The 26,561-nt window shown below is 64.8% G+C and carries 23 protein-coding genes; 10 read left to right on the top strand and 13 right to left on the bottom strand.

From position 1 onward, the window contains the following. Positions 1-27 precede the first annotated feature (27 nt). Positions 28-1,269, bottom strand: a complete 1,242-nt coding sequence (locus BUS12_RS08540; protein ID WP_216352702.1) for an ammonium transporter — start codon at positions 1,267-1,269, stop codon at positions 28-30. A 359-nt stretch (positions 1,270-1,628) separates the two neighbouring features. Here BUS12_RS08540 and BUS12_RS08535 point away from each other — a divergent pair, with 359 nt between their 5' ends. Beyond that, positions 1,629-1,952 (top strand): DUF4148 domain-containing protein, encoded by a 324-nt coding sequence (locus BUS12_RS08535; protein WP_074295291.1) that lies wholly within the window; start codon positions 1,629-1,631, stop codon positions 1,950-1,952. 174 nt (positions 1,953-2,126) lie between these two features. Continuing rightward, positions 2,127-2,693, top strand: a complete 567-nt coding sequence (locus BUS12_RS08530) for a DUF4865 family protein (RefSeq protein ID WP_074295290.1) — start codon at positions 2,127-2,129, stop codon at positions 2,691-2,693. On the opposite strand, the gene BUS12_RS08525 is transcribed toward BUS12_RS08530, so the two are convergent. After that, positions 2,690-3,283: a TetR/AcrR family transcriptional regulator gene (locus tag BUS12_RS08525; protein ID WP_074295289.1), complete on the bottom strand. Its 594-nt coding sequence runs from the start codon at positions 3,281-3,283 to the stop codon at positions 2,690-2,692. The genes BUS12_RS08530 and BUS12_RS08525 overlap by 4 nt on opposite strands. A gap of 115 nt (positions 3,284-3,398) precedes the next feature. Between BUS12_RS08525 and BUS12_RS08520 the strand changes: the two genes are divergently transcribed. The 3 genes from BUS12_RS08520 to BUS12_RS08510 all read left to right on the top strand — a co-directional run bounded on the left by BUS12_RS08520 (position 3,399) and on the right by BUS12_RS08510 (position 5,035). Further along, positions 3,399-3,935 (top strand): tautomerase family protein, encoded by a 537-nt coding sequence (locus BUS12_RS08520; protein WP_074295288.1) that lies wholly within the window; start codon positions 3,399-3,401, stop codon positions 3,933-3,935. 89 nt (positions 3,936-4,024) lie between these two features. Next, a complete protein-coding gene (locus BUS12_RS08515) occupies positions 4,025-4,420 on the top strand; it encodes a VOC family protein (protein ID WP_074295287.1) in 396 nt (131 codons plus the stop codon). 33 nt (positions 4,421-4,453) lie between these two features. Continuing rightward, positions 4,454-5,035 carry a GlcG/HbpS family heme-binding protein gene (locus BUS12_RS08510; RefSeq protein ID WP_171991616.1) on the top strand — a complete coding sequence of 194 codons (582 nt, stop codon included), beginning with the start codon at positions 4,454-4,456 and terminating at the stop codon, positions 5,033-5,035. A 92-nt stretch (positions 5,036-5,127) separates the two neighbouring features. On the opposite strand, the gene BUS12_RS08505 is transcribed toward BUS12_RS08510, so the two are convergent. The 3 genes from BUS12_RS08505 to BUS12_RS08495 are packed head-to-tail and all read right to left on the bottom strand — an operon-like array spanning position 5,128 to position 9,837. Beyond that, positions 5,128-6,084, bottom strand: coding sequence for a dimethyl sulfoxide reductase anchor subunit family protein (locus tag BUS12_RS08505; protein ID WP_074295286.1), 957 nt, complete (start codon positions 6,082-6,084; stop codon positions 5,128-5,130). Continuing rightward, complete coding sequence (locus tag BUS12_RS08500) at positions 6,081-6,902, bottom strand: 4Fe-4S dicluster domain-containing protein (protein WP_253190037.1); 822 nt, start codon at positions 6,900-6,902, stop codon at positions 6,081-6,083. The genes BUS12_RS08505 and BUS12_RS08500 overlap by 4 nt, the downstream gene beginning before the upstream one ends. 13 nt (positions 6,903-6,915) lie before the next feature. Continuing rightward, positions 6,916-9,837 carry a molybdopterin oxidoreductase family protein gene (locus BUS12_RS08495; RefSeq protein WP_074295285.1) on the bottom strand — a complete coding sequence of 974 codons (2,922 nt, stop codon included), beginning with the start codon at positions 9,835-9,837 and terminating at the stop codon, positions 6,916-6,918. 263 nt (positions 9,838-10,100) lie between these two features. Between BUS12_RS08495 and BUS12_RS08490 the strand changes: the two genes are divergently transcribed. Both BUS12_RS08490 and BUS12_RS08485 read left to right on the top strand, forming a co-directional pair. After that, a complete protein-coding gene (locus tag BUS12_RS08490) occupies positions 10,101-11,018 on the top strand; it encodes an NAD(P)-dependent oxidoreductase (protein ID WP_074295284.1) in 918 nt (305 codons plus the stop codon). A gap of 53 nt (positions 11,019-11,071) precedes the next feature. Further along, on the top strand, positions 11,072-12,394 hold the full coding sequence (locus BUS12_RS08485) for a tetratricopeptide repeat protein (RefSeq protein WP_074295283.1): 1,323 nt from the start codon (positions 11,072-11,074) through the stop codon (positions 12,392-12,394). Between the two features lie 13 nt (positions 12,395-12,407). Here the strand turns inward: BUS12_RS08485 and BUS12_RS08480 are convergent, their stop codons facing one another. After that, positions 12,408-12,854 carry a hypothetical protein gene (locus BUS12_RS08480; protein WP_074295282.1) on the bottom strand — a complete coding sequence of 149 codons (447 nt, stop codon included), beginning with the start codon at positions 12,852-12,854 and terminating at the stop codon, positions 12,408-12,410. Here BUS12_RS08480 and BUS12_RS39775 point away from each other — a divergent pair. The 3 genes from BUS12_RS39775 to BUS12_RS08465 all read left to right on the top strand — a co-directional run bounded on the left by BUS12_RS39775 (position 12,795) and on the right by BUS12_RS08465 (position 15,871). Next, complete coding sequence (locus BUS12_RS39775; protein WP_367117600.1) at positions 12,795-13,697, top strand: DUF6622 family protein; 903 nt, start codon at positions 12,795-12,797, stop codon at positions 13,695-13,697. The genes BUS12_RS08480 and BUS12_RS39775 overlap by 60 nt on opposite strands. 209 nt (positions 13,698-13,906) lie before the next feature. Continuing rightward, the gene (locus BUS12_RS08470) at positions 13,907-15,007 is read left to right on the top strand and encodes a sensor histidine kinase (protein ID WP_083640456.1); all 1,101 of its coding nucleotides are present in this window, start codon (positions 13,907-13,909) and stop codon (positions 15,005-15,007) included. 30 nt (positions 15,008-15,037) lie between these two features. Then, positions 15,038-15,871, top strand: coding sequence for a LytR/AlgR family response regulator transcription factor (locus BUS12_RS08465; RefSeq protein WP_074295280.1), 834 nt, complete (start codon positions 15,038-15,040; stop codon positions 15,869-15,871). A 45-nt stretch (positions 15,872-15,916) separates the two neighbouring features. On the opposite strand, the gene BUS12_RS08460 is transcribed toward BUS12_RS08465, so the two are convergent. The 7 genes from BUS12_RS08460 to katE form a co-directional block, all read right to left on the bottom strand. Next, on the bottom strand, positions 15,917-16,945 hold the full coding sequence (locus BUS12_RS08460) for a sulfonate ABC transporter substrate-binding protein (protein ID WP_074295279.1): 1,029 nt from the start codon (positions 16,943-16,945) through the stop codon (positions 15,917-15,919). A 200-nt stretch (positions 16,946-17,145) separates the two neighbouring features. Then, complete coding sequence (locus tag BUS12_RS08455) at positions 17,146-17,682, bottom strand: carboxymuconolactone decarboxylase family protein (protein WP_074297272.1); 537 nt, start codon at positions 17,680-17,682, stop codon at positions 17,146-17,148. 135 nt (positions 17,683-17,817) lie between these two features. Further along, entirely contained in the window at positions 17,818-18,945 is a 1,128-nt protein-coding gene (locus BUS12_RS08450) for a hybrid sensor histidine kinase/response regulator (protein ID WP_074295278.1), read from the bottom strand. Positions 18,946-18,954: 9 nt separating this feature from the next. After that, on the bottom strand, positions 18,955-19,587 hold the full coding sequence (locus tag BUS12_RS08445; protein WP_083640300.1) for a chemotaxis protein CheB: 633 nt from the start codon (positions 19,585-19,587) through the stop codon (positions 18,955-18,957). A 57-nt stretch (positions 19,588-19,644) separates the two neighbouring features. After that, positions 19,645-20,502: a CheR family methyltransferase gene (locus tag BUS12_RS08440; protein ID WP_074295277.1), complete on the bottom strand. Its 858-nt coding sequence runs from the start codon at positions 20,500-20,502 to the stop codon at positions 19,645-19,647. Positions 20,503-20,520: 18 nt separating this feature from the next. Beyond that, positions 20,521-24,153 carry a response regulator gene (locus BUS12_RS08435; RefSeq protein ID WP_074295276.1) on the bottom strand — a complete coding sequence of 1,211 codons (3,633 nt, stop codon included), beginning with the start codon at positions 24,151-24,153 and terminating at the stop codon, positions 20,521-20,523. Between the two features lie 292 nt (positions 24,154-24,445). After that, entirely contained in the window at positions 24,446-26,560 is a 2,115-nt protein-coding gene (katE, locus tag BUS12_RS08430; protein WP_074295275.1) for a catalase HPII, read from the bottom strand. Position 26,561 lies beyond the last annotated feature (1 nt).

Genomic DNA, 26,561 nt, shown 5'->3' with positions numbered 1-26,561 from the left:
CCGCGCCGGTGATCGGGCCGCGACCGCTCACGCATCCAGATACGCCACCTCGCCGTGCAGCTCGCTATCGAGCCCGCGCTGCTCGGCGGCCGCATCGAGCTTGACCGCGGTCACGCGGTCGATCAACCACAGCATCGCCCACGTGAACACGAAAGCCCACACGCCGGAGACGACGACGGCCACGCACTGTTTGACGAAGAATGCTCCGCCGCCGAGCAAGAGGCCGTCCGCACCATTAGGATTCCATGCTTTCGACGCAAACACGCCGAGCAGCACGGTGCCGGTGAGGCCGCCCACGCCGTGCACACCCCACACGTCGAGCGCATCGTCGAGACCAAGACGGTTTTTCAGCGCGACCGCGTAGTAGCAGATCAGGCCGGCAGCCATGCCGATCACCGCCGCCGTGCTCAGCGAGACATAGCCCGCAGCGGGCGTGATCGTCGCGAGACCCGCGACCGAGCCGGTCAGCAGACCAATGAACTTGGGCTGGCGGGCATTGAGCCATTCGATCAGCAACCACGTCACCGCCGCGAACGACGCGGCAATATCCGTGTTGAGAAACGACGACGCGGTCACGGCATCGACACGCAACTCCGAGCCCGCGTTGAAGCCATACCAGCCGAACCACAGCAGGCCCGTGCCCAACGCGATCAGCGGCACGTTGTGCGGCTTGTGCGACATCACGCGACGGCGTCCCACATACAGCACCGAGGCGAGCGCCGCGAAGCCGGCGGTGTTGTGCACCACGATCCCGCCCGCGTAGTCGAGCACGCCCCACTTCGCGAAAATTCCATCTGGACTCCAGACCATGTGCACGAACGGAAAATACACCAGCACGAGCCAGCCGGTCAGGAACAGGAAGTAGGCCTTGAAGGTCACGCGGTTGGTAAAGGCACCGGTGATCAGCGCGGGCGTGATGATGGCGAACATCATCTGATACGCCACATGGACCACCAGCGGGATGCCCGCGTCGTTGCCCGTGTACATGGTCTGCAAGGTCACGCCATGCAGGAAGGCGTAGTAAGTCGGGTCGCCGACGATGCCGTGCCACGTCGGCCCGAAGCACATCGAGTAGCCGAAGGCGAACCACAACACCGTCGTCCATGCCAGAGAAATGAAGCTCTGCATCATGATCGACAGCACGTTCTTGCGTTCTACCAGGCCGCCGTAGAAGAACGCGAGCCCCGGCGTCATCAGCATGACGAGGCTCGCACACAGCAGCATGAAAGCGGTATTGCCGACATTGATCGGCAGGGTGGCGGGAAGCACAGCTTGTCTCCTTGATTGTCTTCGTGCGGGACGTTGAAACCACGCTCGTTTTCGTTGCTGTCGAAAAGTAGTCTGCCCTCGCCGCCGGCACAATACGCGCGAGCGCTATTGCCGGGTTCAGGAAGCCGATATGAGTCCGCCCGCGCGCGCTTGCGTCGCGATGGACAGGGGTAAACCACAGCGCAGAAAGTTAGCGTGACGAAGCATCGTCGAGAGACACGAAATACTGAGTTGTGGAAACGAAGGGAAACTGGAATCGCAGCGTCACTAGAATGTAAACATGGCGCGCGTACCGAACGGAACGGCTTGCGTCCACTTTTCAGGTTCACGTCACGCATCGTTTCTGGAGGGAGTGCATTATGAAAACGCTAGCCTATGCCATCGCCGCAATATCGCTTCTGGCTGCGCCGATGGCCTCCTCCGCACAATCGACCGACGCGCCGCTCACGCGCGCGGAAGTCCGCGCTCAACTCCTCGAAGTCGAGCAGGCGGGTTATAACCCGGCAGCGTCGAACGATTCCAGCTATCCGCAAGACATCCAGGCCGCCGAAGCACGCGTGGCCGAGCACCAGCAGATGGCGCAGGGGAACGCGACGAGCTATGGTCCCGCGATGAACGGTTCGGCACAGTCGGGCACGCAAGGCATGCAACCGGCGACGAACCCGGTGAATGCCGGCCAGTGAGTTGGCCAATGGGTTGGCCAATGAGCGGGCCTCGACGCCAACCCTTCGCTCTCGACCAGCGAAACGATCTCGTACGATTCGTTCCTCTCATCACAGCTATCGCGAAGCAGGCCTTCACTGGAGGCCCGCTCGCGCGCAAACTACAGACCATTCATCCAACCCGCGGAGAATGGCATGTTCGCGATGCAGTATTCACACCGCTTGCCCACCGACTACGACATGGAGATCATCCGCCGGCGCGTGGCCGAGCGCGGCCCGCAATGGGACGACACGGAAGGTCTGATCTGCAAGCTGTTCGCCACGCAGCAGCGTAACCGTCATGGTGCGGCGGGCAATGCTTACGCCTCCATCTATTTGTGGTCCGACTCGGACGCGGCGGTTCGTTGTCTGATTGGGGAGCGGTTCCAGGCGGTGATCGATTCATTCGGCCGTCCGCAGATCGAAACCTGGTTACCACTGGATGCCCGCCGCGGCGGCGCGAAGCAGGCGCTGTCGGCCTACCGCGACGAACGTGTGCTGAGCGCCGCAACGGATCGCGTGGCTTTGTACGCCGGCGAGGTCGAACGCAATCGTGAGATCGCAGCGCGACCCGACACGGTAGCCGTGTGGGCGGCGCTCGATCTCTACGCGTGGAAGCTGATCCGGTTTACCGTCTCGTCAGCGCCAGCCGATCCGGCGCGAGGCGGTGAAGTGTATGACGTGCTGCATATGGCGCGGCCGGAGATGGGGCAACTTGCCTAAGCTCCGGGCGGGGCGGCGGCCAACACCGCCACCGCCTGCTGGACCGCGGCCGCGATCTGCTCGCTGGTGGCCGCGGTCGGCACCGCGCGCGCTAAAGTGACCCCTCCGGCCAGCAGCGACAGCAACACCCAGGCGCGCGCCTCGCGCTCGGCCTCGCTGCCCTCCGGCAAGCCGGCCGCCACTGCTTTCATCACCCCCTGCAGTTCGGTCTCATAGGCCGCCCGCGCCTGCGGATCGGCCCGCTCGATTTCGGCCGACAGGCTCGGCAGCGTACAGGCGTCGCCCAGCTCGCAGGTCCTTTTGTAGCCCATATAGAACGCCGCAAACACCCCGAGCCAGCCTTTGCCGTGTTCGACCCGCAGGCCCTCCACCGCCTGTCGCAGATCGCCGAGCCCCGCCACCACGGCCGCCCCGAACGCCTCCGCCTTGGAGCGGAAATGGCCGTAGAACGCCCCGTGCGTCACGCCCGCCTCGCGCGCCAGACCATCCACGCCGATCCCGCCGTAGCCCTGCTTTCGAAACCCGCGTCCGACCGCTTCCACAATCCGGGCACGGCTCTCTTCCTTGTGCCCCTGCGCATACCGCGCCATGCTGCTCTCCTTTTTACATGACGATCGTCACATAATCCTTGATTAAATTACGATCACAATATAATTTGTCGGGGAGGCGCTGGCAACCGCCGGCGCGTTCCCTGAGGAGACTGGTATGCCCTTGCTACGCATCACCCATCAACGCGGCGCGTTCACGGCCGCCCAGAAGGCCCAGCTCGCCGAGCAGCTCACCGCGGCGATCCTGGTGGCGGAAGTCGGCGCCGACACCCCAGCCGGCCGCGCGGTGGCTTACGTGCTGTTCGACGAAGTGGATCCGAAGAGCGAGTGGTTCGTCGGCGGCAAGCCGGATCTCGATCCCCCTAAAGGCGGTCGCTTCCTGTTCGACGTGGTCTATCCGTTCGGCGCGGCTTCCCAGCTGGACAAGACCGCCCTGCACGCCCGCATCAATGCCATCGTGGCGCAGACGCTCGACGTCGACGGCACGTTCCCGCAGCGCGGCGGCGACTGGGTGCTGATCCACGAGGTACCGGACGGCAACTGGGGCGCGAGCGGCCAGACCATCGGCATTCGCGAGATCAATCAGGTGGCGGGCGGGACACCGGAACGGGCGGACTACTTCGAGCCGCTGCTGGCCGCGCAAAAGCGGGGATACCAAGCGCACGGCTACCCGGAGCAGGCCAGCCGGCCGTGATCCCCTGAGCGCCGGATGGCGCACGCGGTCCAAGTCCCGGTCCGGATTTTCTTGAATCGTCGAAATCTGTCTGTTTAGGATTCCCTATCATGCAGCTGGCTAACTATCTCTTCTTCACGACCCACTGCGAGGCCGCGCTCGGCTTTTACACCCAATGCGGGCTCGGGCGGGTCGTGGAATGGATGCGCTACGGCGAGGCCGGTATGGCCGTGCGCAACGAAACCCTGCGCGGCCGGATCATGCATGCGCGGTTCGAGGGACCGGGTGCGCTGTTTTACGCGTCCGATAACGACGACGCGGAGCCCATGCGCGGCTCCGCACACCTTCTGACGATGGACGACCGCGTGCAAACGGAGACGCTGTTCGGCCGTCTCGGCGAAGGCGGCGTCGTCACCACCCCGCTCGGCATCCAGCCGTGGGGCGCGTTCTACGGCAAGTTGACCGACCGATTCGGCGTGCAGTGGATGTTGAACTGTCCGCTCTGAGCGGTCCGCTTCGCTATTTCAATGAAGAATTTCATGGAGAAACCCATGTCGATGCCACCGCTCAAAAGAATCCCGGCACGCCGGAGTATGACGCTTGACGCAAGCGCTGCATTCCAGCGTTGTCGCAGCTTCATGATGCTCGCGCTGTTGTTCTCCTCGCCCGTCTACGCCGCAAGTCCGGCAGCCTTGACACTGCCGCTTTCCATGGACGCGGCGAATGAGGCCGTTCGGGTATGCCAGGCAAAAGGCTTCAAGGTGGCCGTCACCATCGTGGATCCGGATGGCGTCATCAAACTGCAGGCTCGCGACGACGGCAGTCCCATACACTCTCAAGCGTTTTCGTTCCGGAAGGCCTATACCGTCGTCAGCATGGGACCGATGTTCGGCCTCGATACAGGCACCGCGCTCGTCAAGTTTCTGAGTACCTACCCGTCCGGCATGGCCAACGTAGGGGGCGGGTCGACCGAGCTGCTGTTTGTGCCGGGCGGTGTGCTGATCAGGAGCGGCAAAGAAGTGCTCGGCGCGATAGCCGTGAGCGGATCGCCGCTAAGCACCGACGACGAACTCTGTGCCGCGGCGGGCGCCGCGCGCATACAGACGGCGCTGCAACAGTAGATGCCCTGCTGCAAGCAGTTTCGCAATCGACGCCTGCAGCGAGCTCGGCAAGCCGGATATTACCAACCCCCTCACCGTCGTAAGGCCGCTGACTACGACTGGCGATAGTACAGATTCTGTGGATGCCGTGCCTCGGCGAAGAAAAACCAGCGCTCCGCCACCAGTCCCGCGTACTGCACTGCGCATGCGGCGCATAGCAGCCAGAACGACGCGATGAGCGACGGCACGCTGCCACCTAATGCAAGCAGCAGGAGCGGCACGGCGAAGGCGCCAACGAGAAACGTCCACTTGATCCGTTGCAGTGTTTGCGGTGTTTTGCCGTGAAAGAACTCGCGCAGATTGAACGCGCCTGCGGTAAAGCCGCGCGATTTCTGCTCGAGCTTCGCAGACTTGATACCGGTTGCGCTCTGCACCGTCGACTTAGGCCGCAAGCGCGCATTGCGCATCAGCGACGCCACGCGGCTCGCGCAGCCTGCCAGCGTCAGCCCACCGGCGTACAAGGCAAGGCCCGCCACGAGCGCCGGCGCGAACCACGCGGCGCACGCCGTGGCAAACGTGAAGCCCGACGCGCAGCCGAGCAGCACGAAGTTGACGATCGTCAGCGGCGTCGCCCATTCCTGCAGGAAACGCAGGCACGCGTAGATCATCGAGGTACACACGAACAACACGGCGCTTGCGAGCACCCCAAGCGCACCGATCGCCAGCGACCACGGCGAGCCCATCCAGTGCGCGACACCATACGCAAAGGCGCAGGCAAGAAACACGGGCAGCGCCAGGCATTCGCGCGAAAGCCACGACGTACGCCACATGGCAATGGCCCGCCAGGCGCGTTCGGGATGGCCGAGGTGAAAAAACGAGGCCAGCAGTCCGAGCCCGCCCAGCCCCACCGCGAGCGCCGCGCCCAGCACGAAGAACATCTGCGGCGGCGTTGAGCCGGCCGCAATGAGTCCAAGGCGCGCGGCCAGTTCGACGCCGAACAGTGCGATCAGCAAGCCCTGCCCCGCACCGCTCAGCGTGGTCAGAAACACCACGGAAAACGCGGGCTTCATGCGCCCCTCCCCAGACTCAGAATATTGAAGACGCGGTCGAGCACACCGGCGACCGCACCGCGCCGCTCGGCATGAAGCGGTCCGTTCCGGGCCGCCATCGGCGCCGCGGCCGAATCCGCAGAAGCAGAAGCGCTTGCGTCTGCAACCAAAGCGTCGGACGTGTCCCGTGACTTGCATGAACACGACTCGCCGCCGCACGAGGTCGTCTTCTGGCGCGGCAAGTAATGATTGGCCGGCTTCGTGTCCCACTCCGGCATCAACTGATAACCGCCGCGCTCGCGAATCGCCTGCGACACGACGGAGTCCGGGTCGTGAATATCGCCGAAGAGGCGCGCCGAAGTCGGACACGCCAGCACGCAGGCGGGCTTGCGATCGCGCTCGGGCAACGCCTCGTTATGGATGCGGTCCGCGCACAGCGTGCACTTGGTCATCTCCTTGCGCGCTTCGTCGAGCTCGCGTGCGCCGTACGGGCACGCCCAGGCGCAGTACTTGCAGCCGATACACTTGTCGAAGTCCACCAGCACGAGCCCGTCTTCCTTGCGCTTATAGCTCGCACCGGTCGGACACACCGGCACGCACGGCGGGTCCTCGCAGTGCAGACACGACTTCGGAAAGTGGATGGTATCGGTAAGCGGAAACTCGCCGGATTCGAAGGTCTGCACGCGGTTGAAGAACGTACCGGACGGATCGGCGTCGTAGGGCCGGAGGTCGGCCAGACTGCCCGCCTCGCCGGACGTATTCCACTCCTTGCAGCTCGTCACGCACGCGTGGCATCCCACGCAAACGTTCAGGTCGATTACGAGCGCCATCTGGGTCATGGGATGCTCCTCGTTATTTCTGTTTGCCGGCGCCGCGCAGACGCGCAGCAAACTCGCCGCGTCCCGCGAAATAGGTCTGCACGATGCGTTGAAGCACACCCGTCGAACCGGGCAGCGCCGGCATCGGTGCGAACTGCGGCAAGGTGTGGTCCGCATCGGCTTCGGCCGGATAGACGCGCACCCGCACGTCGTACCAGGCGGCCTGGCCGGTGATCGGATCGGAGTTCGACGTGCGCGCATCGCCAGGCGCCGCACCTGGCAGTTCGTCGGTGATCAGGTGATTGAGCAGAAAGCCGCGCTGCGATTCGTTGGCGTCCGGGCCGAGGTTCCACGCCCCGGCGGCCTTGCCGATCGCGTTCCACGTCCACACCGTGCCGGGTTCCACCGCCTCGCTATAGCGCGCCATGCAGCGCACCTTGCCCCACGGCGATTCGACGTAGATCCAGCCGCCATCCTCGATGCCGTTGGCGCGCGCCATCAACGGATTCATGAACAGATAGTTCTCGCCGTGAATCTGCCGCAGCCACGCGTTTTGCGAGTCCCATGAGTGATACATCGCCATGGGCCGCTGCGTGACGGCCGCCAAAGGAAAGCGAACCTGGTCGGTGGCGGCGAGTTCAAGCGGTTCGTACCAGAACGGCAGCGGATCGAAATAACGGGCGACACGCTCGCGCAGATGATCGGGCGGCTGACGCCCTGCCGTTTTACCCTGCGCGGCGAGGCGGAACTTCTGCATCACGTCCGAGTAAAGCTGGATCACGATCGGCGTGTCGAACTTGCGAAAGCCGTTTTCCACCGCCCACTTCAGATACGGGCCGTTGACGCCGCGCATGTATTGCAGCGGCTCGGGCAGCGTGTAGTGGAATACGCAATTGTGGCTGGCGTACTGCTCCCACTGCTGCGGATTCGGTTCGCCGACCAGCGCCTTGTCGCCGTCCTTGCCGCGCCAGCCGATCAGGAAGCCCACGCCCGAATCCGGCGCGGTCTGGAAGTTGACGACGAAGTCCGGGTAGTCGCGGAACTTGCGCGCGCCCTCCTTCGTGGTGAAAGCCGGCAGCTTCAGGCGGCTCGCCAGTTCGATCAGCACTTCCTGAAACGGCTTGCATTCGCCGGTGGGCGGCACCACCGGCACGCGCACGGAATCCACTGGACCGTCGAACTCGGAGATCGGCCGGTCGAGTACGGACATCGCATCGTGCCGTTCCAGATAGGTCGTGTCCGGCAGGATCAGATCGGCGAACGCGGTCATCTCCGACTGGAACGCGTCGCAGACCACCAGGAACGGTATCTTGTAGGCGCCGTTGTCGTCCTTGTCCGCGAGCATCTTGCGGACTTCGACCGTGTTCATCGAGGAATTCCACGCCATGTTGGCCATGAAAATCAGCAGCGTGTCGATCGGATAAGGATCGCCGCGCCATGCGTTGGTGATCACGCTATGCATGAGGCCGTGCACGGCGAGCGGGTATTCCCAGGAGAACGCCTTGTCGATGCGCACGGGTTCGCCGGCGTCGTCGATAAACAGATCCTCGGGTGCGGCCGGCCAGCCGAGCGGCCCGTTGGCGAGCGGCGTATTCGGCTGCACGGCGTCCGGGTGGTTCGGCGGTTTGGCCGAAGGCGGCACCGCCCGTGGATACGGCGACTTGTGCCGGAAGCCACCGGGCCGGTCGATCGTGCCGAGCAGGGACATCAGCACCGCCAGCGCGCGGATCGATTGGAAACCGTTTGAATGAGCCGCGAGTCCGCGCATCGCGTGAAAGGCGATCGGGTTGCCCGTGACGGTGTCGTGGGCTTGGCCCCACGCGTCGGTCCACGGGATCGGCAAGCTGATCTTGTGGTCGCGCGCCACGTCCGCCATTTCGCGCGCGAGGCGGCGGATCGTCTCGGCGGGAATGCCGGTGATGTCCGCGGCCCACTCCGGCGTGCTCTCCGCCACCCGTTCGCGCAGCAGCGCAAACGACGGCGTCACCGGCGTGCCGTCGTCGAGCGTGTAATGACCGTCGAGGGCGGGCTCCGCACCCGGCGTGTGATGCCGCACAGCGCGCTGCGTCTTGCTGTCCCACCACAAGTGGTTTTGCGGAAACAGCGGATTCACTTCGGGCAAGCCAGGCTCGCGCACGAACAGACCGAACGTATCGCTCTCTGCATTCGTGTCGAGCAGTTCGGCCGCATTGGTATAACGCGTGACGAACGCGTGGTCGTACGCATCCGTTCTGAGCAGTTCATGGATCAGCGCCATGAAGAGCGCGCCGTCGGTACCGGGACGGATCGGCACCCACTCGTCGGCGATTGCCGCGTAGCCGGTGCGGATCGGGTTGATGGCGATGAAACGGCCGCCGGCGCGCTTGAACTTCGACAGCGCAATCTTGAGCGGATTCGAGTGATGGTCCTCGGCGGTGCCGATCATGAAGAACAGCTTCGCGCTATCGAGGTCGGGGCCGCCGAATTCCCAGAACGACCCGCCGATCGTATAGATCATCCCCGCAGCCATATTGGCCGAACAGAAGCCGCCGTGCGCCGCATAGTTGGGCGTGCCGAACTGCCTGGCAAACAGGCCCGTGAGCGCCTGCATCTGGTCGCGGCCGGTGAACAGGGCGAACTTCTTCGGATCGGTGGCGCGCAGATGGGCGAGACGTTTTTCGAGCGTCTCGAACGCCACCTCCCACGAGACCGGTTCGAACTGCGCGCTGCCGCGCTCCGCGCCGGCCTTGCGCATCAACGGCTGGGTGAGGCGCGCGGGCGAGTACTGCTTCATGATCCCCGACGACCCTTTCGCGCAGATCACGCCCTGGTTGAGCGGATGGTCGGGATTGCCGTCGATATAGCGCACCTCGCCATCGCGCAGATGCACGCGGATGCCGCAGCGGCATGCGCACATGTAGCAGGTCGTGGTTTTGACTTCGAGTTTTTCGTTCTGCGTGCGCGCGTGATGTTCCATGGGTACGTCCTCCTGCGGTGCCGAAAACGTCGGCCCCGCTCGATTCCATCAGCCGCGCCCATCGTGGACGACGGCCACTACCCATGCATCGTATGACCGATGGATGTAAAACAAAAATCGCTATTTAATATCCAATGTATCGCGCTCCCCGATAGTTTCAAACCGCGGCCGCCGCTGCCGGGCCGCCTGCATTGCACCGGCATTCGCTGCCATAATGGATTTTCAGCCCCCCCCCAACTTGCCCCACTTGAAGGAGCCGCGCAGTGAGTGATTCCGCCACTTCGTCTTCCGGCGACGCAAAACGTCGCGTCGCATTTCTCGGCCTCGGTGTCATGGGCTATCCCATGGCCGGGCATCTGGCCAAAGCCGGCCTCGACGTCACCGTCTATAACCGCACCGTCTCCAAAGCGGAACAGTGGGTTGCGGAGTACGGCGGCCGCGCGGCCCGCACGCCGCGTGAAGCTGCAGACGGCGCCGAGCTGGTGCTGGCCTGCGTCGGCAATGACGACGACCTGCGCAGCGTCACGCTCGGCGACGACGGCGCGTTTGCGGGCATGACATCCGGCGCGACTTTCGTTGACCATACAACCGCTTCGGCGAACGTCGCGCGCGAGCTCGCGGCGATTGCCGGCGACCACGGCTTGCAGTTCATCGACGCACCCGTCTCGGGCGGCCAGGCCGGGGCGCAAAACGGCAAGCTGACCATCATGTGCGGCGGCGACGCCAAGGCCTTCGAGCATGCCGCCGTCACGCTCAGGCACTATGCGGCGGCCGTCACCCTGATCGGCCCGGCGGGCGCCGGGCAACTGGCGAAGATGGTCAATCAGATCTGTATCGCCGGACTGGTGCAGGGTTTGTCGGAAGCGATCAACTTCGGCCAATGCGCCGGACTCGACATGCCGCTCGTGCTGGACGTAATCGGCAAGGGCGCCGCCGCAAGCTGGCAGATGGATAACCGCGGCAAGACGATGATCGAAGGCAAGTTCGATTACGGCTTCGCGGTGGACTGGATGCGCAAGGATCTCGGCTTCTGCCTCGACGAGGCGAAGCGCAACGGTGCCGCGTTGCCGGTCACGGCGCTGGTCGATCAGTTCTACGGCGACGTGCAGGGTTTGGGCGGCAAGCGGTTCGATACTTCGAGCCTGATCTGGCGGTTGCGGCAACTCAAGCGCGCCGACTGAGGACGCAGCGGGGTCACCTGGTTGCGCCACTTCGATACGAACCACACCGTCCGATGAATCAGTCCCGCCCGCGTCCCGTGTCAAATGCGGAACGTCAGGTTGTAGAAGCCGCGCTCGCTGCGCAGGCACAAGGCGACCTTGCCGGCGCCGAGCGCCTGTACCGGGCGTTGATCGAAGCCGACAGTCGCAATGGCATCGCGCACAACAACCTGGCGACTCTGCTGCGCCAGTCCGGGCGCTTTGCCGGCGCGATTGCCCACTACCGCTGCGCGCTCGAATCGCTGCCGGATTCAGCGCAGATCCACGCGAATCTCGCGGACACGCTCGAAAGCCTTGAGCAGTACGAGGCTGCCGAAAGCGCATATCGCCGCGCGCTCGAACTGGACCCAGCCCGCGCTGAAGCCCGCTACAACTATGGGCTGCTGTTGCTTGCGGCCGGACGTTATGCGCAAGGCTGGGCGCATTACGAAGCGCGCTCACAGGTATTCCGTGAGCACGGCAGCTTGCCGTTTGCGCGCTGGAACGGCGAAGACCTGCGCGGCAAGACACTGTTGCTGCTGCCCGAGCAAGGCTATGGCGACACGATCCAGTTTGTCCGCTACGTGAGCCTGCTCAAGGCGCGCGGGGTCGCGAAGCTCTCGGTGATCTGCAAGCCGGCGCTCGTCCCGCTTCTGCGCACCGTGCAAGGCATCGATGCGCTGATCACCGACCCGCACGGCTTGCAGGTGCACGATTACTGGGATTCGTTGCTGAGTCTGCCTGGCCGCTTCGGCACGACGCTCGAGTCGATTCCCGCGCAAATTCCGTACGTGGGTGTGTTCACCAATCGCCTCGAGGCATGGCGAGCGCGCCTGCCCGTCGACGGCCTGCGCGTCGGACTCGTCTGGAAGGGCAATCCTGAGCACGATAATGACGCGGAGCGCTCGCTGCCGCATTTTTCCGCGCTGCAGCCGCTGTGGTCGGTGAACTCGGCGAACTCGGTGAGCTCGGTGAACTCGGTGCGTGGAGTGCATTTCATCAGCTTGCAGGTCGGCGGCGCAGAGACCGAAGCGCGGCAACGCGCGAGCGAGCAGCCGGCGCTGTGCCTCGGCGACCAGATTCGCGACTTCGGCGACACCGCCGCCATCGTCGGGCAACTGAATCTGGTCATCTGCGTGGATACCGCCGTCGCCCATCTGGCCGGCGCACTGGGCGTGGCCTGCTGGCTGTTGCTGCCGCGCCGGGGTGTGGACTGGCGCTGGCAGCGCAGCGGCGTGCAGTCGCCGTGGTACCCCAAGGACATGTATCTGTTCCGCCAGCGCGAGGCCGGCTGGCAGGGTGTGATCGGCGAAGTGAGAGACGCGCTGGCGGACAGCGTGCGCGAGCGGCACGCCTAAACGAGGCGCCCCCTCAATTCGCCTTGCACAGCACCGCCGTCATCACGAGCGGCAGGACTTCATGCACCGCTGCATCGCTGCCCGCGTCCTGCAAATGCACCTTCACCGACTCGCTCGTCCCGAACACCACCACACCATAGAGCGACCCCGCCATCGCCTCGCCACTGCCCTTGTGAAACAGCTCGTCGTCGCGCGCGTAGCCGAGTACCGCGTAGACGCGAAAACCGAAGGCCGTCAGTTGGCTGCCGCGAGTCGGACGGAACGCGTTGACGGAGTTCGATTCCACATGCATAGGTTGCGTTTCGATGAACTGGTCGCTTTGCAGCGATGCGATAAAGCTATGCGCGTTGGAGGTGCAGTCGAGCTGCGCGTCGAGTTCGTGTGAGACAGCAGGGAGCGAATGGAGCAGCACGCCGAGGGTGGTCAGCACGCCAAGCGCGTTGGGCAAGCACTTTCTCATGGTGAGGCAACCCCTATCCTGACAGGTGTCCGGCACGCGAAGCCTATCCTGAACGTAGGACCTTTGCTCCGCTCCCTCTGTACGGCAGCCATCAATCCACATTACATAGCCTTTCAGGCAGCGCCGCGCGGCCAGCGCATGGGAACGCCGGAACGCCGAAACGTCCAAACGCCGAAGCCTCGCAAGCAATCGCCAAACACTTCGCGTCGAATCCGGGCCGTTTCGCGCCACACCTTGTCATTCTGTCGCAAACCGCTCGAACGTGGCGGAAGCCGGCCCGAAGATGTGCGTCATCGAACCCACTCGTTGATAGACACGGAGCCCGCCGCCATGTTCACTGCCATTCTCCTGCAAACGCCCCATTGGGTCTGGGGCGTACTCGCCGCCCTCGCCGTCGTCGGCTTCAAGCAGACGCTGCCGCGCCGCCGATCGCTGGGCAGCAGCACCACCCTGCCGCTCCTGATGGCGTTCCTGTCACTGTACGGTGTCATGTCAGCCTTTTCCCGCCAACCGCTGGCGCTGGCCGCCTGGGTCGCCGGCGGCGCCGTGACGCTGTTGCTGGCGCAGACCCTGCGCGTGTGGGGTGAAATTCGCTGGCTGCCGCAGGAGCGCAGCGTGCTGATGCCGGGAAGCTGGCTGCCGCTCGTCCTGCTGCTCGGACTGTTTTCGGTCAAGTTCGCGGTCGGCGTGGCGCTCTCCATCACCCCGAGCCTCGCCGTCGACGCCGATTTCGCCGGATTTGCCGGCCTCGTCTACGGCGCGTTCAGCGGCGTGTTCCTCGCCCGCGCCCTGGCGGTGTGGCGAGTGGTACGGCAATCGATGCAGCACGACGCGGCCTATTGACGGGTCGTGCGGCCTGCCGACCGTCTTCGCCCCCTATCCGACATGAATGCGACCGAGCCCGCCGACCGGCCATGCCTCGATGGCCTGGTCGATCCCCTGACCCGCTACAATCGGCTGCAGGTAGAACGGGCCGGCTGGCTGCGCGAATGCGCGGCCCTTTCATCCCCTACGCCACCCCGCGCGACGAGCGCCTGACTCCGGACTGTCGCATGCCCCCGTATCCGATCGTTTTCAAATGGCTTTGGCGTGAACTGCGCATCACGATCCTCATCTCGCTGGCCTGCACGTTCATGTTCGGCCCGATATCGGACGGGGAGTTCGGCTCCAATCTGTTCTACTCGTTCACCGTCACGCTGTGCATCCAGGCTCTGATCGAAACGGGGCGCTACGGCCTGTCGAGCCCACTGTTCCGGCGCCCTCCCGAGAGTCCGCAAGACCGCACGCCCGAGAACCTCGCGGCCCAGCGGCGCTGGCCAGGCTGGGCCTTGATGACGCCGTGGGTGGCGATGTCGGCCGTAGTGGGTTACGTCGGCGGGCATCGGCTCGGCGATCTGATCACCGGCACGCATCATCCGACGCTCGGCTTCATGCGCAATGCGCAGTCGCTGTTGCCCACCCTCTTGCCTGCGTTCGTGCTGGCGATCGGCTGCACCTATTTCTTCTATGTCCGTGGGCGGCTCGCCGCGACCGAGGCACGCGCACAAGCTGCGTTGCGCACCTCCGCGGAGAATCAGTTGAAGCTGCTGGTGTCGCAACTGGAGCCGCACATGCTGTTCAACACGCTCGCCAATCTGCGCGTGCTGATCGGTACGGACCCGGCCCGGGCCCAGGCGATGCTCGATCATCTGAACGGCTTTCTGCGCGCCACGCTCGACGCCTCGCGTTCCAGCTCGCACGCGCTGGCCGCGGAGTTTGCCCGCATCGGCGATTACCTCGAGTTGATGCAGGTCCGCATGGGACCGCGCCTGCGCGGCACGCTCGATCTGCCCGCCGAGCTGAGCAGCCTGCCCGTGCCGCCGCTGCTGCTGCAACCGCTGGTCGAAAATTCGATCAAGCATGGGCTCGAACCGAGCGTGTCGGGCGGGCAGATCGAGATCGCCGCCCGCCGCGACGGCCACGCGCTCGTGCTGAGCGTGCGCGACACGGGTGTCGGCCTCGGCGCCGCGCCCTCGCACGGCAGCCGCTTCGGCATGCAGCAGGTGCGCGAACGGCTCGCGGCGCTGTACGGCAACGCAGCTTCGCTTGAACTGACCGCTCCGGACGACGGCCGCGGCGGCGCGCTCGCCGTGGTCCGCTTGCCCGTCGCCTGAGTCCACTCCATCCAACACGACCTTCTCCCTATGCACGCTACCGCTCTGATCGCCGAAGACGAACCCTTGCTCTCCGCCAACCTGCAAGCCGAACTGCTCCGTCTGTGGCCGGAACTGCGCATCGTCGCGAGCGTCGGCGATGGGGCGTCGGCGCTCAGGCAGGGTCTCGCGCTGCAGCCCGACGTGCTGTTCCTCGATATCCGCATGCCTGGAATGAGCGGTCTGGAAGCCGCCCAGGCGCTGGCCGAAGACTGGCCCGACGCGGGCCGTCCGCTGCCGCTGCTGGTCTTCGTGACGGCATACGACGAATACGCGCTGCATGCCTTCGAACGCGCCGCGCTCGACTATGTCCTCAAGCCGGTGCAGCCGGAACGGCTGGCAAAAACCTGCGAGCGTCTGCAAGCGGCGTTGCAGGCGCGTGCGCAATCGCAACCGCAAGGCGGGGATCTGGCGTTGGCGCCGATGATCGATCAGTTGCGCACGCTGTTCGGCGCGGGGATAGCGGGCGCATCGGGTGCACCCGGTGCTGCGCCGGCCGCGCCGCTGCGCATGATCCAGGCGAGCGCCGGCAACACGATCACGATGGTCCCGGTCAGCGAGGTGCTGTACTTCGAAGCGGCAGACAAATACGTGCGCGTGATTACGGCCGTCCAGGAACACCTGATCCGCACATCCTTGCGGGAACTGCTGCTGCAACTCGACCCGCAGCAGTTCTGGCAGATTCACCGCGGCACGGTGGTGCGCGCCGAGATGATTGCCAGCGCGTCACGCGACGATGCCGGCAAGCTCACGCTCAGCCTGCGCGGCCACACCGACAGGCTGAGCGTGAGCCGCCTGTACGCCGATCAGTTCAAGGGCATGTAAGACGGCGGCGCTCGCTTGGGCGAGCGCGCCTGGGTTGGCAACGCCTCAGCCGACCGTGTTCCAGCGCGCATCGGCGACGGTCAGCTTCTTCGGAATCAGCTTGAGCTCGGTGAACGTGTCCGCAATCTCCTGCTGATACGCGAGCGTGGCATCGGTGATCGGTTGCACGCCGTAACCGGCGCGTCCCAGCGCCAGCTCGAGCGTCGCCGTATCGAGTCCGACGAGCGGCGACAACTGGGCGGCCACCGCGGAGACATTGTTGCGTCCCCACTGGTCCACCTGGTTCAGCTCGTCGAGCAGCGTATGCAGCACCTGCGGCTGGGCGTCGGCAAACTTGCGCGACGAGACGTAGTACTGGGTGTTGCGCACGATGCCTTCGGCATTGGTCAGCACCCGCGCATTGGCCTGACGCTGGATGGCGGCCAGATACGGATCCCAGATCACCCACGCGTCGACACTGCGCTGCACGAATGCGGCGCGTGCGTCGGCGGGCGTGAGGTAGATGGGCTGGATATCGGTATAAGCCAGGCCGGCGCGCTGCAAGGCCTTGACCAGCAGATAGTGGACGTTCGAGCCGCGATTGAGCGCGACTTTCTTGCCGCGCAGGTCCGCCACCGTGCGGATCGGCGAATCCTGCTGCACGACCAGCGCTTCGCCTTTGGGCGCGGGCGGCTCGTTGGCGATGTAGACGAAATCGACGCCGCCGGCCTGGGCAAAGATAGGCGGCGTTTCGCCGACCGTGCCGACATCCACCGCGCCCGCGTTCAAGCCTTCGAGCAATTGCGGTCCGGCGGGAAATTCGAGCCACTGCACCCCCACGCCTTGCTGGGCGAGGCGCTTTTCGAGCGAGCCGCGTGCCTTCAGGACGACGAAATTTCCGTACTTCTGGAAGCCGATCCGCAACGTTTTTGCATTCCCCTGCGCGAGCGCCGACGAACTCGACAGTAGCGCTCCAGCGCCTCCCGCCATGACGGCGCCGGTGCCCACGGCGAGCGCGCCTGCCGCCTTCAGAAGCGTGCGGCGACTGGAATCGACCGGCTGCGCGCCGGGCGTGGAATGATCTGATGAAGCCATGGCTGTCCTTCGCTAGTTCGTGATGGGTTGTACCGCCGCAAGCGGAGGGCCATCGCGGGGCGATGATCAGCATAAGGACGACCCGGCGCGAAGCGAACCAATCATTGCGCATATGCAAAGCATGGCGGATGGGAACGCGGCGGGACGGTGGCGCTGCCCGAGGTTCCGCGGCACCCGCCGCGAAACCTCAGCGCCCCGCTTTACGCTACGGCGGGAAAATCCAGCGTCGTATCGTTCACGCGGTTCACCAGGTTGGTGAAGGTGATGGAGGCGATCGCCAGCGCCACTTCGATGACCTGCTGTTCGCTGTAGCCGGCCGCGCGCACCGCGTCGAGCTCTTGCGCCGCCACCGTGCCGTGCGTGCCGACCAGCGTGCGGACAAAGCGCACCAGCGCATCGCGCTTCGCGTCGCCCGTCGCGGTACCGGCGCGGACCTGCTTCATGACGTCCGGCGACAGACCGGCAAACTTGCCCATCAGCGTATGGGCAGCGATACAGTAGTCACAGCCCGCCACTTCGCTAACCACCAGCTTGATCACTTCGATATCCGCTTTGGCAAGGCTGCTGCTCGCCAGCACGGCGTCGACGCCGAGCATCGCGCCGAGCGCAGCCGGGCTGTGGGTACCGATGGTGGCGTAGGCATTCGGCACCTTGCCGGCCGCCTTCTTGATTTTGGCGAAAAGTTCGGCGGCAGCGCCGGTGGCGGCTTCAGGTTGGATTGCGGTAAGACGGGACATGATCGACTCCTTGAGATTGGGTTTCATCTGCTAGCCATGTCGTATGGCATGGAAGTCAGTGTAGCCAGCCTCAGTGAGCATGTTAATGCCACTAAATTGCAACTATATGCTCAAACGTCTCATCAGCATTCCGTCCTAACGCCCGCTCAGTGAGCCGCGCCCACGCACGGGCGTGCGCGGCAGTTCGATGGAGAAGACCGTGCCCTGCGTCTCATCCGACTGCACGCCGACCTCGCCACCATGCATATGGACGATCTCGCGCACGATATGCAGGCCGAGCCCGAGCCCTTCGCGCGACCGCCCGCCGACGCTCCCGGCGCCGAACGCCTTGAACAGATGCGGCACGACCTCGGCGGGAATCACGCCCCGGTTCGTCACGCTCAGCGCGATCCGCTCGGCCCTCCCTGCGTCGATCCGTACCACGATGCTGCCGCCCGGCTCGCCGTGATGCAGCGCATTGCTGATCAGGTTCGAGATGGCTTGCCACATCAGATCGGTGTCCCAGCGGCCCGCCGAATCGCCCTCGCTCGCGAGGACGATCTGCCCGGCGCCCTTGTGAGTGGCGAATTCGTCGACCACGGACTGGCACAGCGTCGCCAGCTCGATCGAACGCGGTTGCAAGTGCAGCCGCCCGCCTTGCAACCGCGCGAGATTGAGCAACTGGTCGACCATGCGGGCCATGCGCAGCGAACTGCTCTTGATGCGCGTCGCGGTGGTCGTCACCGTGTCGCCGGCTTCAAGGCGCATCAGATATTCGGCCGACGACAGCACCGCGCCGAGCGGCGTGCGCAGATCGTGGCTCAGCACGGCCATCAGCATCTCGTTGGCCTCGAGCATCTGGCGCGTGGTCACCAGTTGCGCGGCCAGTTGGCGCTTCTGCTGCTCGAGTTGCACGAAGACATCCACCTTCGATTGCAGGATGCGCGAATCGAACGGCTTGTAGAGGAAATCCACCGCACCGGCTTCATAGCCGCGGAAGGTGCGCGAGGCGTCCTGCGCGGTGGCCGTGAGAAAGATGATCGGCACGTGCGAGGTGCGCGGGCTACCGCGCATCAGCGAGGCCAGTTCGAAGCCGTTCATGCCGGGCATGTTGACGTCGAGGATGGCGAGCGCCACCTCGTGCTTGAGCAGCAGGTCCAGCGCGGCCGTGCCGGAGTCGGCCACCAGCAGGTTGATGTCGGGCTGGGTCAACGACGCCTGCAGCGCCGTGATGTTATGCGCGATGTCGTCGACGATCAGAATGTTGACAGAGGGATTCGTCATGGCATCGGGTCAGGAATCGTGGTCGGTAAAGGCCGGCAGTCGGGCAAGACGACGGGCCATGGTAGAGGGTGACAACACTTCGTCCACTGCGCCGCGTTCGATTGCGGCGCGCGGCATTTCCGGCGACGCGGCGGTTTCAGGCGCCTGCGCCCAGGCGGCGCCACCGGCGGCGCGCACCGTTTCGAGGCCGAGCACGCCGTCTTCATTGGCGCCCGAGAGCAGGATGGCGAGCACACGTTCGCGATACCGCCACGCCGCGGATTCGAACATCACATCAATGGACGGCCGCGAAAAGCGCACGGCCGCCTCGGTGGAGAGCGCCACGGTGCGGTCGTCTTCCACCAGCATGTGATAGCCGGGCGGCGCGACGTAGACGCGGCCGGCGAGAATCCGCTCGCCGGCGTCCGGTTCGATCACCGGCAAGCTGCTGCGACGGCCGAAGCTCTCCACCAGGTAACTCGGCGGATCGGGCGGCAGGTGCACCACGATCATGACGGCCGCCGCGAAGTCGCTGGGCAGCGCGGCCAGCAAGCCGTTCAGGACGTCGATTCCACCCGCCGACGCGCCGAGCGCCACCAGCTCGAACGCACGCGACTGCGTCGAGGCGGGCTGGCGCTTCACGGCGGGACGGATGGCTCGCATAGGGGCTCGCGTCAGGATCGACAAGGTTGGCCGGACGAGATGGGCATGGCGCTCATGCTAGCGTTTCTGATAAATGCGCTCGCGCGGACAAAATTCGTCGAACGCTTCGTGCTGGTTCGAAAAACGCAAACTTTCCTTGCTGCCGAGGCCGAGAAAGCCGCGCCGTACCAGGGCGCGCTGAAACAGCCCCAGCGCGCGGTCCTGCAACGCGCGGTCGAAATAGATCATAACGTTGCGGCACGACACCAGATGTGCTTCAAGGAACACTTCGTCGGTCGACAGGCTGTGATCGGCGAACACCACCCGGTCCTTCAGCGCGCCGGCAAAGCGCGCGCCGCCGTAGGCCGCGTGATAGTAGTCCGAGAGCGAACGCTTGCCGCCCGCCGCCAGGTAGTTTTGCGTGAAGCCGGCAATCCGGTCGAGCGCATAGATGCCGGCTTCGGCCCGCGCCAGCGCGTCGGGGTTGATATCCGTAGCGTAGAACAAGGTGCGCTCGGTGAGGCCCTCTTCGTCGAAGAGAATCTTCAGCGACCACAGTTCCTCGCCCGTGCTGCATCCGGCCACCCAGACCTTGATGGACGGATAGGTCCGCAACACCGGCATGACCTGCTGGCGCAGCGCCAGAAAATAGGCAGGATCGCGAAACATATCGCTCACCTGCACCGTCAGGTATTGAAACAGCCGGGCGAAATCGGCGCCGCTGCGCATGATGCGATCCTGCATCTGCGAGAGCGTGGCGAGGCCGAACTCGTCGAGCGCCTGGGTCAACCGGCGGCGCAGCGACGACATCGCGTAGTGGCGAAAGTCGTGCTGGTACTTCAGGTAGATGGCCTCGAGCAGCAGCGTCAGTTCGATGTCGAAATCGCTGATACGCGGGGGCCGCGGCTCGGGCGCAGTCGTTGGGTTCGTCTTCATGGCTCGGGTTCTCTACGGCTAGCGCTGCCGCAACCACACGCGGCACAGCGAGACGAGCTTGTCGACGTCGATCGGCTTCGAGATGTAGTCGTCCGCACCCGCCTCCAGGCAGCGCACCCGGTCGTTCGCCATCGCCTTCGCGGTCAGCGCGATGATCGGCAGGTGGGCAAAGCGCGGATTGCGGCGGATCTCGGCCATCGCCGTCAGGCCGTCCATCTCCGGCATCATGATGTCCATCAGCACCAGATCGACCTCAGGTTGCGTCTCCAGCAACTCGAGCGCTTCGCGGCCGTTGCGCGCAATCTGCAGCTTCGCGCCGAGCGGCTCGATCACGTGCGACAGCGCGAAAATGTTGCGCACGTCGTCTTCGGCCAGCAGGATGTTGCGGCCTTCGAACGCGTTGTCGCGTTGCCGCACGGTGCGCAGCATGCGTTGCTGCTCCGGCGCGAGCGACGATTCCACGCTATGCAGGAACAGCGTCACTTCGTCGAGCAGCCGTTCGGGCGATTTCGCCCCCTTGATGATGATCGATTTCGAATAGCGGCGCAGCCGGTGCTCTTCTTCGCTGGACAGCATCCGGCCGGTATAGACGATCACCGGCAGCGCGAGATGGGCGGCGTCGAGTGCGAGCCGTTCGAGCAGGTCGTAGCCGGTGCCGTCCGGCAGCGCGAGATCCGTCACCACGCAATCGAAGCTGCTCGCCGCCAGTTCGTCGAAGGCGCTCGCGAGCGTCGCCACGGCGACGATTTCCGTGTTCGCGCTTTGCAGCAGCGCGCGAATGCTCTCGCGCATCGCCGCATCGTCTTCGATCACCAGTACGCGCTTCAGGCGTTGCTGCAGGCGCGCTTCGAGGCGGCGGATCGCCGCTTCCAGCGTCGAGCGTGCGGTCGGCTTGAGCGTATAGCCGATGGCGCCAAGGTGCAGCGCCTTGTCGGCGTGATCGGTGGCCGAGACGATGTGGATCGGGATATGCCGCGTGAGCGGATCGTTCTTCAGCCATTCGAGCACGGTCAGGCCCGAGCGGTCCGGCAAACCGACGTCGAGCAGCACGGCCGCGGGCCGCATGTCGCGCACCAGGGCGACGCCGCTCGCGGCATCGGTGGCGTGCAGAAAGTCGAAGTCGAGCTCGTGGGCCAGGTCGCGCAGGATCTCGGCGAACGGGATGTCGTCCTCGATCGCGAGAATCAGCCGGCTGCCGCGCGCCCGCTCGTAGCGGTCGTCGCCGATCGGCGCGCCGCCGCTTTCCTCGGCGCCGTTGCGTGCGCCGGCTTCGGCGGGTCGCGCCGGCTGGAGTGCGGCGGCGCCTGTCGTGGCGGTCGCTGCGGCGGTCGTTATGGCGGCCGTTATGGCGCTCGCCGCGTTGACGGACGGTGCGAAGGACGACGAAGCATGCGCCACCGGCACGGGCGTGGCAGCCGAGTTGAATGATGGTCTAAAAGCGTCAGACCCAGCCGCCCCAGCTTCGCTCTGCCCAGCTTTCTCAGCCTCTGCAGCGGCCACTGCGGCGCTCGCATCGCTCGGCAGCCACAGTGTGAACACACTGCCCTTGCCCGGTTCGCTCGCCACCGTAATACGTCCGCCCAGCAGCCGCGCGAATTCGCGCGAAATCGACAGACCGAGGCCACTGCCGCCGTAGTGCCGGCTGGTGGAACCGTCGGCCTGCTGGAAGGCCTCGAAAATCATCTCCAGCTTGTCCGCCGCAATGCCGATGCCGGAGTCGCGCACCTCGAAACGCAACAGGCCGTCTTCGGCCGGCGCCACGCTCAGCGACACCTCGCCGCGCTCGGTGAATTTCACGGCGTTCGACAGCAGATTGCGCAGCACCTGCACCGTGCGCTGGCTGTCGGTGATCATCGTGTCGGGCACACCGGGCGCGCGATCGAAGCTCAGCTTCAGGTGCTTCGCCGCGGCCATCGGCGCAAAGGTTTCGCGCAGCGACTGCAGCGTGCCGTCGAGCGAGACGGTTTCCAGTTCGATGCTGATCTGTCCGGCCTCGACCTTCGAGAGATCGAGAATGTCGTTGATCAGCACCAGCAGATCGCTATTGGACGCGTGAATCGTTTCCGCGTAGCGCACCTGCTCTTCGGTCAGATTGCCGGTGCGGTTTTGCTGCAGCAGTTTGGCGAGGATCAGCGAGCTGTTCAGCGGCGTGCGCAACTCGTGCGACATGTTGGCGAGGAACTCGGACTTGTAGCGGCTCGACTGTTCGAGCCGTGCCGCGTTGGTGGACAGTTCGTCCTGCGCGCGCAACAGATCGGCTTTTTGCCGTTCGAGACGCTGCGCGTACTCTTCGAGCTGCACATTGGTCTGTTCCAGCTCGGCCTGCTGGTTTTCGAGCCGCGACTGCGAATCGAGCAGCGCGCGGCCGCGCTCTTCCAGGCCTTCGTTCGAGACGCGCAGTTCTTCCTGTTGAACCTGCAGTTCCTCGTTCAGTTGCTGCATCTCGACCAGCGTGTCCTGCAGGCGCTCGCGATACAGCGCGGCCTCGAGGAAGTCGCCCATGCCGCCGGCAATCAGTTGCAGGAGTTCCTGGTCGCGTTCGACCAGCGCGCGCATGAAGCCGAGTTCGACCACCCCGTTGACGACGCCGTCGTTCTCGATGGGCAAAACAATCAGGTTCCTGGGCGGGCTCATGCCGAGGCCCGATACGACCTTCACGTAATCGTCCGGCACGTCCTTCAGCAGGATGGTCCGGCGCGTCAGCGCGGCCTGGCCGATCAGGCTCTCGGCATTCTGGAAATGCTGCGAGGCCTGTTCGCTTTCGAGGCTGAAACCGTAGGATGCGGCGCGATGCAGCGTGCCGGTTTCCTTGTCGCGGATATAGAGCGCCGCCACCGACACGCCCAGATACTGCGCCAGAAACTCGAGCATGGCGCGGCCGACGAGCGTCGGCGTGGTTTGCCCCACCACCTTCTCGGCGAGCAGCCGCTGCCCCGAGCGCAACCAGACCTGCTGTTGCAACACCTCGGTCTGCTCGTCCTGTTGCCTGAGCACACCATCGTAGGATGCGGACAGGTCGAGCAACTCGCGCCGCCCCCGCCACGCCAGAAACAGGCTGACCACCACGCTAAAGAACAGAAAGATGCCGACCATGACGGCCATGACATTGCGCGTGGCAATGGCACGCTCCCGCCTCAGAACCAGCTCCGCATCGAGAAAGTCGCTGAACAGCCGGCGCGTCTCGTCGAAAGCGATCTTGCCGCGGGTGCTCGCCGCTTCCGGTTCGTAGGCCTGGTTCCTGCGGCGCAGATCGATCATCTGCTGCGCGTAGTTGTCCCATAGTGCCTGCACCGCCTGGATCCGCTTGAGGCGATCGACCTGGGGCGGGTTGTCGGAGACCATATCCATCAGCGAATTGATCTCGGTCTGGAAGCGCGCTTGCCCCAACTCGTACGGCGCCAGAAAACTTTCGTCGCCGGTAATCAGGAAGCCGCGCATGGACGACTCGCGGTCCACGGCGAGCCGCATTATTTCGTTGGCGTTGCCGATCACCCGCTCCGAGTGCTCGGCCCAGCTCATCGTATTCACCAGGTAAGCAACCAGCGCGACGAACACCACGGCGGTCAATAGACCCATGGCTAGCGGCAGCACGATGTTGCGACGGATGATGCGGCGGAACTGGTCTTTGTCGACAGCAGTGAAGGCAGGCATTTTTTCTGTGTTTCGTCCGGTCAGTTTGCTCGGCTCGGCAATTTCGACTGAGGTACCGCCACCACAAGATACGTTGTCAACGTCCATGCCGCCGAAACGGCAGCGGGACGCCACGCAAAGGCTTGAAACATTCGATTGAAGCCGCGCGCCCGGTCGACTCTCTCACGGCACGACGGCCACGTATCATACAGCGACTATACCCATTCGATCCATGCGCTTTGCCTCGCGCAGGCATGCCGGGCATTGGTTGCGCGCGCATCGATCGGACACGCGCGCTGCTGCCATCCACGGTTCAAGCCGGCACCGACTCCGCCAACGCCTGACGCGACCACACCCGATGCTGCTGCGCCGCCGCAACGAACGCCTTCATGACCTCGGCGAGCTGCTTGTCGTCGCCGGTCGCGACACCGTCTGCGTCGGCTGGCAGATGCGCCGCATCGAGCACGTCGCGACCGGCGCCGAGCGCCGCAATCGCCTTCAGATGCTTGAACGCTTCGAGCACGAAATGCCGCGCATCGCCCGATTGCGCAAGCGCCTTCGCGCCCGTCTCGCCGCCGACCACCACGATTGCATCGAACATGATCGACGGCATGCCGGCAATCGTCGCATCGGGCTGCAAACTGCCGATGGCCGCGAGCGTCGGCGCGACCAGCAACGGCGTAGCGCCTTCGCCGCGCAGGGCCTGCTGGAGCTTGCCGATAGCGGCGACGTCCGAGCCGGGCGCGGCCAGCAAGGCAATCTTGCGGGTCTTGATGCCGGGCTTCGCGCGGTTGAGCAGGCTCAAGGCCGGTGAGGTCTCCGGCTTCGCGGCGGCCGGCGCATTGCCCTTCTTCGGCGCGGGCAAGCCGAGGCCGGCCGCGACTTCGGCGGCCAGACCGGCGTCGAAGTTAGCGAGAATCTGGTTGACGACACGCTCGCGAATCTCCGGCTTGGTCACCTTGCCGAGTTCGAACTGGTAAGCCGCGGCGATGTGCGCCTTCTCGACCTCGGACATGCTGCGATAGAACAGCGCCGCCTGGGAGAAGTGATCGGCGAACGATTCGCTGCGCACGCGAATTTTTTCGCCGTCGATGCGCTCGTGGTAGCTCTCGAAACCGCCGTCCGAGGCCGCCGGATCGGTCTCCTTCGGCCAGCCGCCGCTGAGCGAATTCGGTTCATACGAAGCCTGCCCGACGTGGATCGCCTGACGATGCATCGCGTCGCGCTGATTGTTCTGAAACGGGCACACCGGACGGTTGATCGGAATTTCGTGGAAGTTCGGGCCGCCGAGGCGACTGATCTGCGTATCCGTGTACGAAAAGAGCCGCCCCTGCAACAGCGGATCGTTGCTGAAGTCGATGCCAGGTACGACGTGACCGGGATGGAACGCCACCTGTTCGGTCTCGGCGAAGAAATTGTCGGGGTTCCGATTGAGCGTCATCTTGCCGATGATCTGCACCGGCACCGTTTCTTCGGGAATCAGCTTGGTCGGATCGAGCAGGTCGAAGGGAAAGCTGTGCTCGTCCTGCTCTTCGACAATCTGCACGCCCAGCTCGAACTCGGGAAAATCGCCGCGCTCGATGGCTTCCCACAGGTCGCGCCGGTGGAAGTCCGGGTCCTTGCCGGCGAGTTTCTGCGCCTCGTCCCACAACAGCGAATAGGAGCCGAGCACAGGACGCCAGTGAAACTTGACGAAGCGCGCCTTGCCCGCGGCATTGACGAAACGGAACGTGTGGATGCCGAAGCCTTCCATGGTCCTCAGGCTGCGCGGAATCGCGCGGTCCGACATGGTCCACAGCACCATGTGGGCGGATTCGGGCACCAGCGAGACGAAGTCCCAGAAGGTGTCGTGCGCGGAACCGCCGGTCGGCATTTCATTCGGCGCTTCCGGTTTGACCGCGTGGACGAAGTCGGGAAACTTGATCGCGTCCTGAATGAAGAACACCGGCATGTTGTTGCCCACCAGGTCGTAATTGCCTTCCTGTGTGTAGAACTTGACGGCGAAGCCGCGCACGTCGCGCACGGTATCGGCCGAGCCGCGCGGTCCCTGCACCGTCGAAAAGCGCACATAGACCGGTGTCTCCACGGCCGGGTCCTGCAGAAACGCAGCCTTGGTGTAGTCGCTCTGCGGCTTGTACACCTTGAATACGCCATGGGCCGCGGAGCCGCGCGCATGCACGATGCGCTCGGGAATGCGCTCATGGTCGAAGTGCGTGATCTTTTCACGCATGATGAAATCTTCCAGCAGCGACGGACCGCGCACACCGGCGCGCAAGCTGTTCTGGTTGTCGGCGATCTTCACGCCCTGATTGGTCCGCAGCGCTTCGCCGTCTGGCCGCAAGCGAAACTGTTCGAGATCCTCGGATTTGGAATCGGTGCCCGCGGCGGCGTGGGCAGCGGGCTGTCGGTGATTCGATTTACCTGCCATG

The sequence above is a fragment of the Paraburkholderia phenazinium genome (assembly GCF_900142845.1).
Classification (GTDB): domain Bacteria; phylum Pseudomonadota; class Gammaproteobacteria; order Burkholderiales; family Burkholderiaceae; genus Paraburkholderia; species Paraburkholderia phenazinium_A.
Note: the sequence above shows the minus strand (reverse complement) of the source record. Positions and strands in the feature narration are given on the sequence as shown.

Bases quoted from the DNA above. Each gene is read 5' to 3' on its own strand.
- BUS12_RS08500 (WP_253190037.1), bottom strand. From the start codon at position 6,902: ATGACCCAGATGGCGCTCGTAATCGACCTGAACGTTTGCGTGGGATGC.
- BUS12_RS08440 (WP_074295277.1), bottom strand. From the start codon at position 20,502: ATGAAGACGAACCCAACGACTGCGCCCGAGCCGCGGCCCCCGCGTATC.
- BUS12_RS08485 (WP_074295283.1), top strand. From the start codon at position 11,072: ATGAATCAGTCCCGCCCGCGTCCCGTGTCAAATGCGGAACGTCAGGTT.
- BUS12_RS08445 (WP_083640300.1), bottom strand. From the start codon at position 19,587: ATGCGAGCCATCCGTCCCGCCGTGAAGCGCCAGCCCGCCTCGACGCAG.
- BUS12_RS08455 (WP_074297272.1), bottom strand. From the start codon at position 17,682: ATGTCCCGTCTTACCGCAATCCAACCTGAAGCCGCCACCGGCGCTGCC.
- BUS12_RS08450 (WP_074295278.1), bottom strand. From the start codon at position 18,945: ATGACGAATCCCTCTGTCAACATTCTGATCGTCGACGACATCGCGCAT.
- BUS12_RS08535 (WP_074295291.1), top strand. From the start codon at position 1,629: ATGAAAACGCTAGCCTATGCCATCGCCGCAATATCGCTTCTGGCTGCG.
- BUS12_RS08470 (WP_083640456.1), top strand. From the start codon at position 13,907: ATGCCCCCGTATCCGATCGTTTTCAAATGGCTTTGGCGTGAACTGCGC.
- BUS12_RS08530 (WP_074295290.1), top strand. From the start codon at position 2,127: ATGTTCGCGATGCAGTATTCACACCGCTTGCCCACCGACTACGACATG.
- BUS12_RS08515 (WP_074295287.1), top strand. From the start codon at position 4,025: ATGCAGCTGGCTAACTATCTCTTCTTCACGACCCACTGCGAGGCCGCG.
- BUS12_RS08435 (WP_074295276.1), bottom strand. From the start codon at position 24,153: ATGCCTGCCTTCACTGCTGTCGACAAAGACCAGTTCCGCCGCATCATC.
- BUS12_RS08510 (WP_171991616.1), top strand. From the start codon at position 4,454: ATGGAGAAACCCATGTCGATGCCACCGCTCAAAAGAATCCCGGCACGC.
- BUS12_RS39775 (WP_367117600.1), top strand. From the start codon at position 12,795: ATGGAGCAGCACGCCGAGGGTGGTCAGCACGCCAAGCGCGTTGGGCAA.
- BUS12_RS08465 (WP_074295280.1), top strand. From the start codon at position 15,038: ATGCACGCTACCGCTCTGATCGCCGAAGACGAACCCTTGCTCTCCGCC.
- BUS12_RS08525 (WP_074295289.1), bottom strand. From the start codon at position 3,283: ATGGCGCGGTATGCGCAGGGGCACAAGGAAGAGAGCCGTGCCCGGATT.
- BUS12_RS08495 (WP_074295285.1), bottom strand. From the start codon at position 9,837: ATGGAACATCACGCGCGCACGCAGAACGAAAAACTCGAAGTCAAAACC.
- BUS12_RS08480 (WP_074295282.1), bottom strand. From the start codon at position 12,854: ATGAGAAAGTGCTTGCCCAACGCGCTTGGCGTGCTGACCACCCTCGGC.
- BUS12_RS08505 (WP_074295286.1), bottom strand. From the start codon at position 6,084: ATGAAGCCCGCGTTTTCCGTGGTGTTTCTGACCACGCTGAGCGGTGCG.
- BUS12_RS08520 (WP_074295288.1), top strand. From the start codon at position 3,399: ATGCCCTTGCTACGCATCACCCATCAACGCGGCGCGTTCACGGCCGCC.
- katE (WP_074295275.1), bottom strand. From the start codon at position 26,560: ATGGCAGGTAAATCGAATCACCGACAGCCCGCTGCCCACGCCGCCGCG.
- BUS12_RS08460 (WP_074295279.1), bottom strand. From the start codon at position 16,945: ATGGCTTCATCAGATCATTCCACGCCCGGCGCGCAGCCGGTCGATTCC.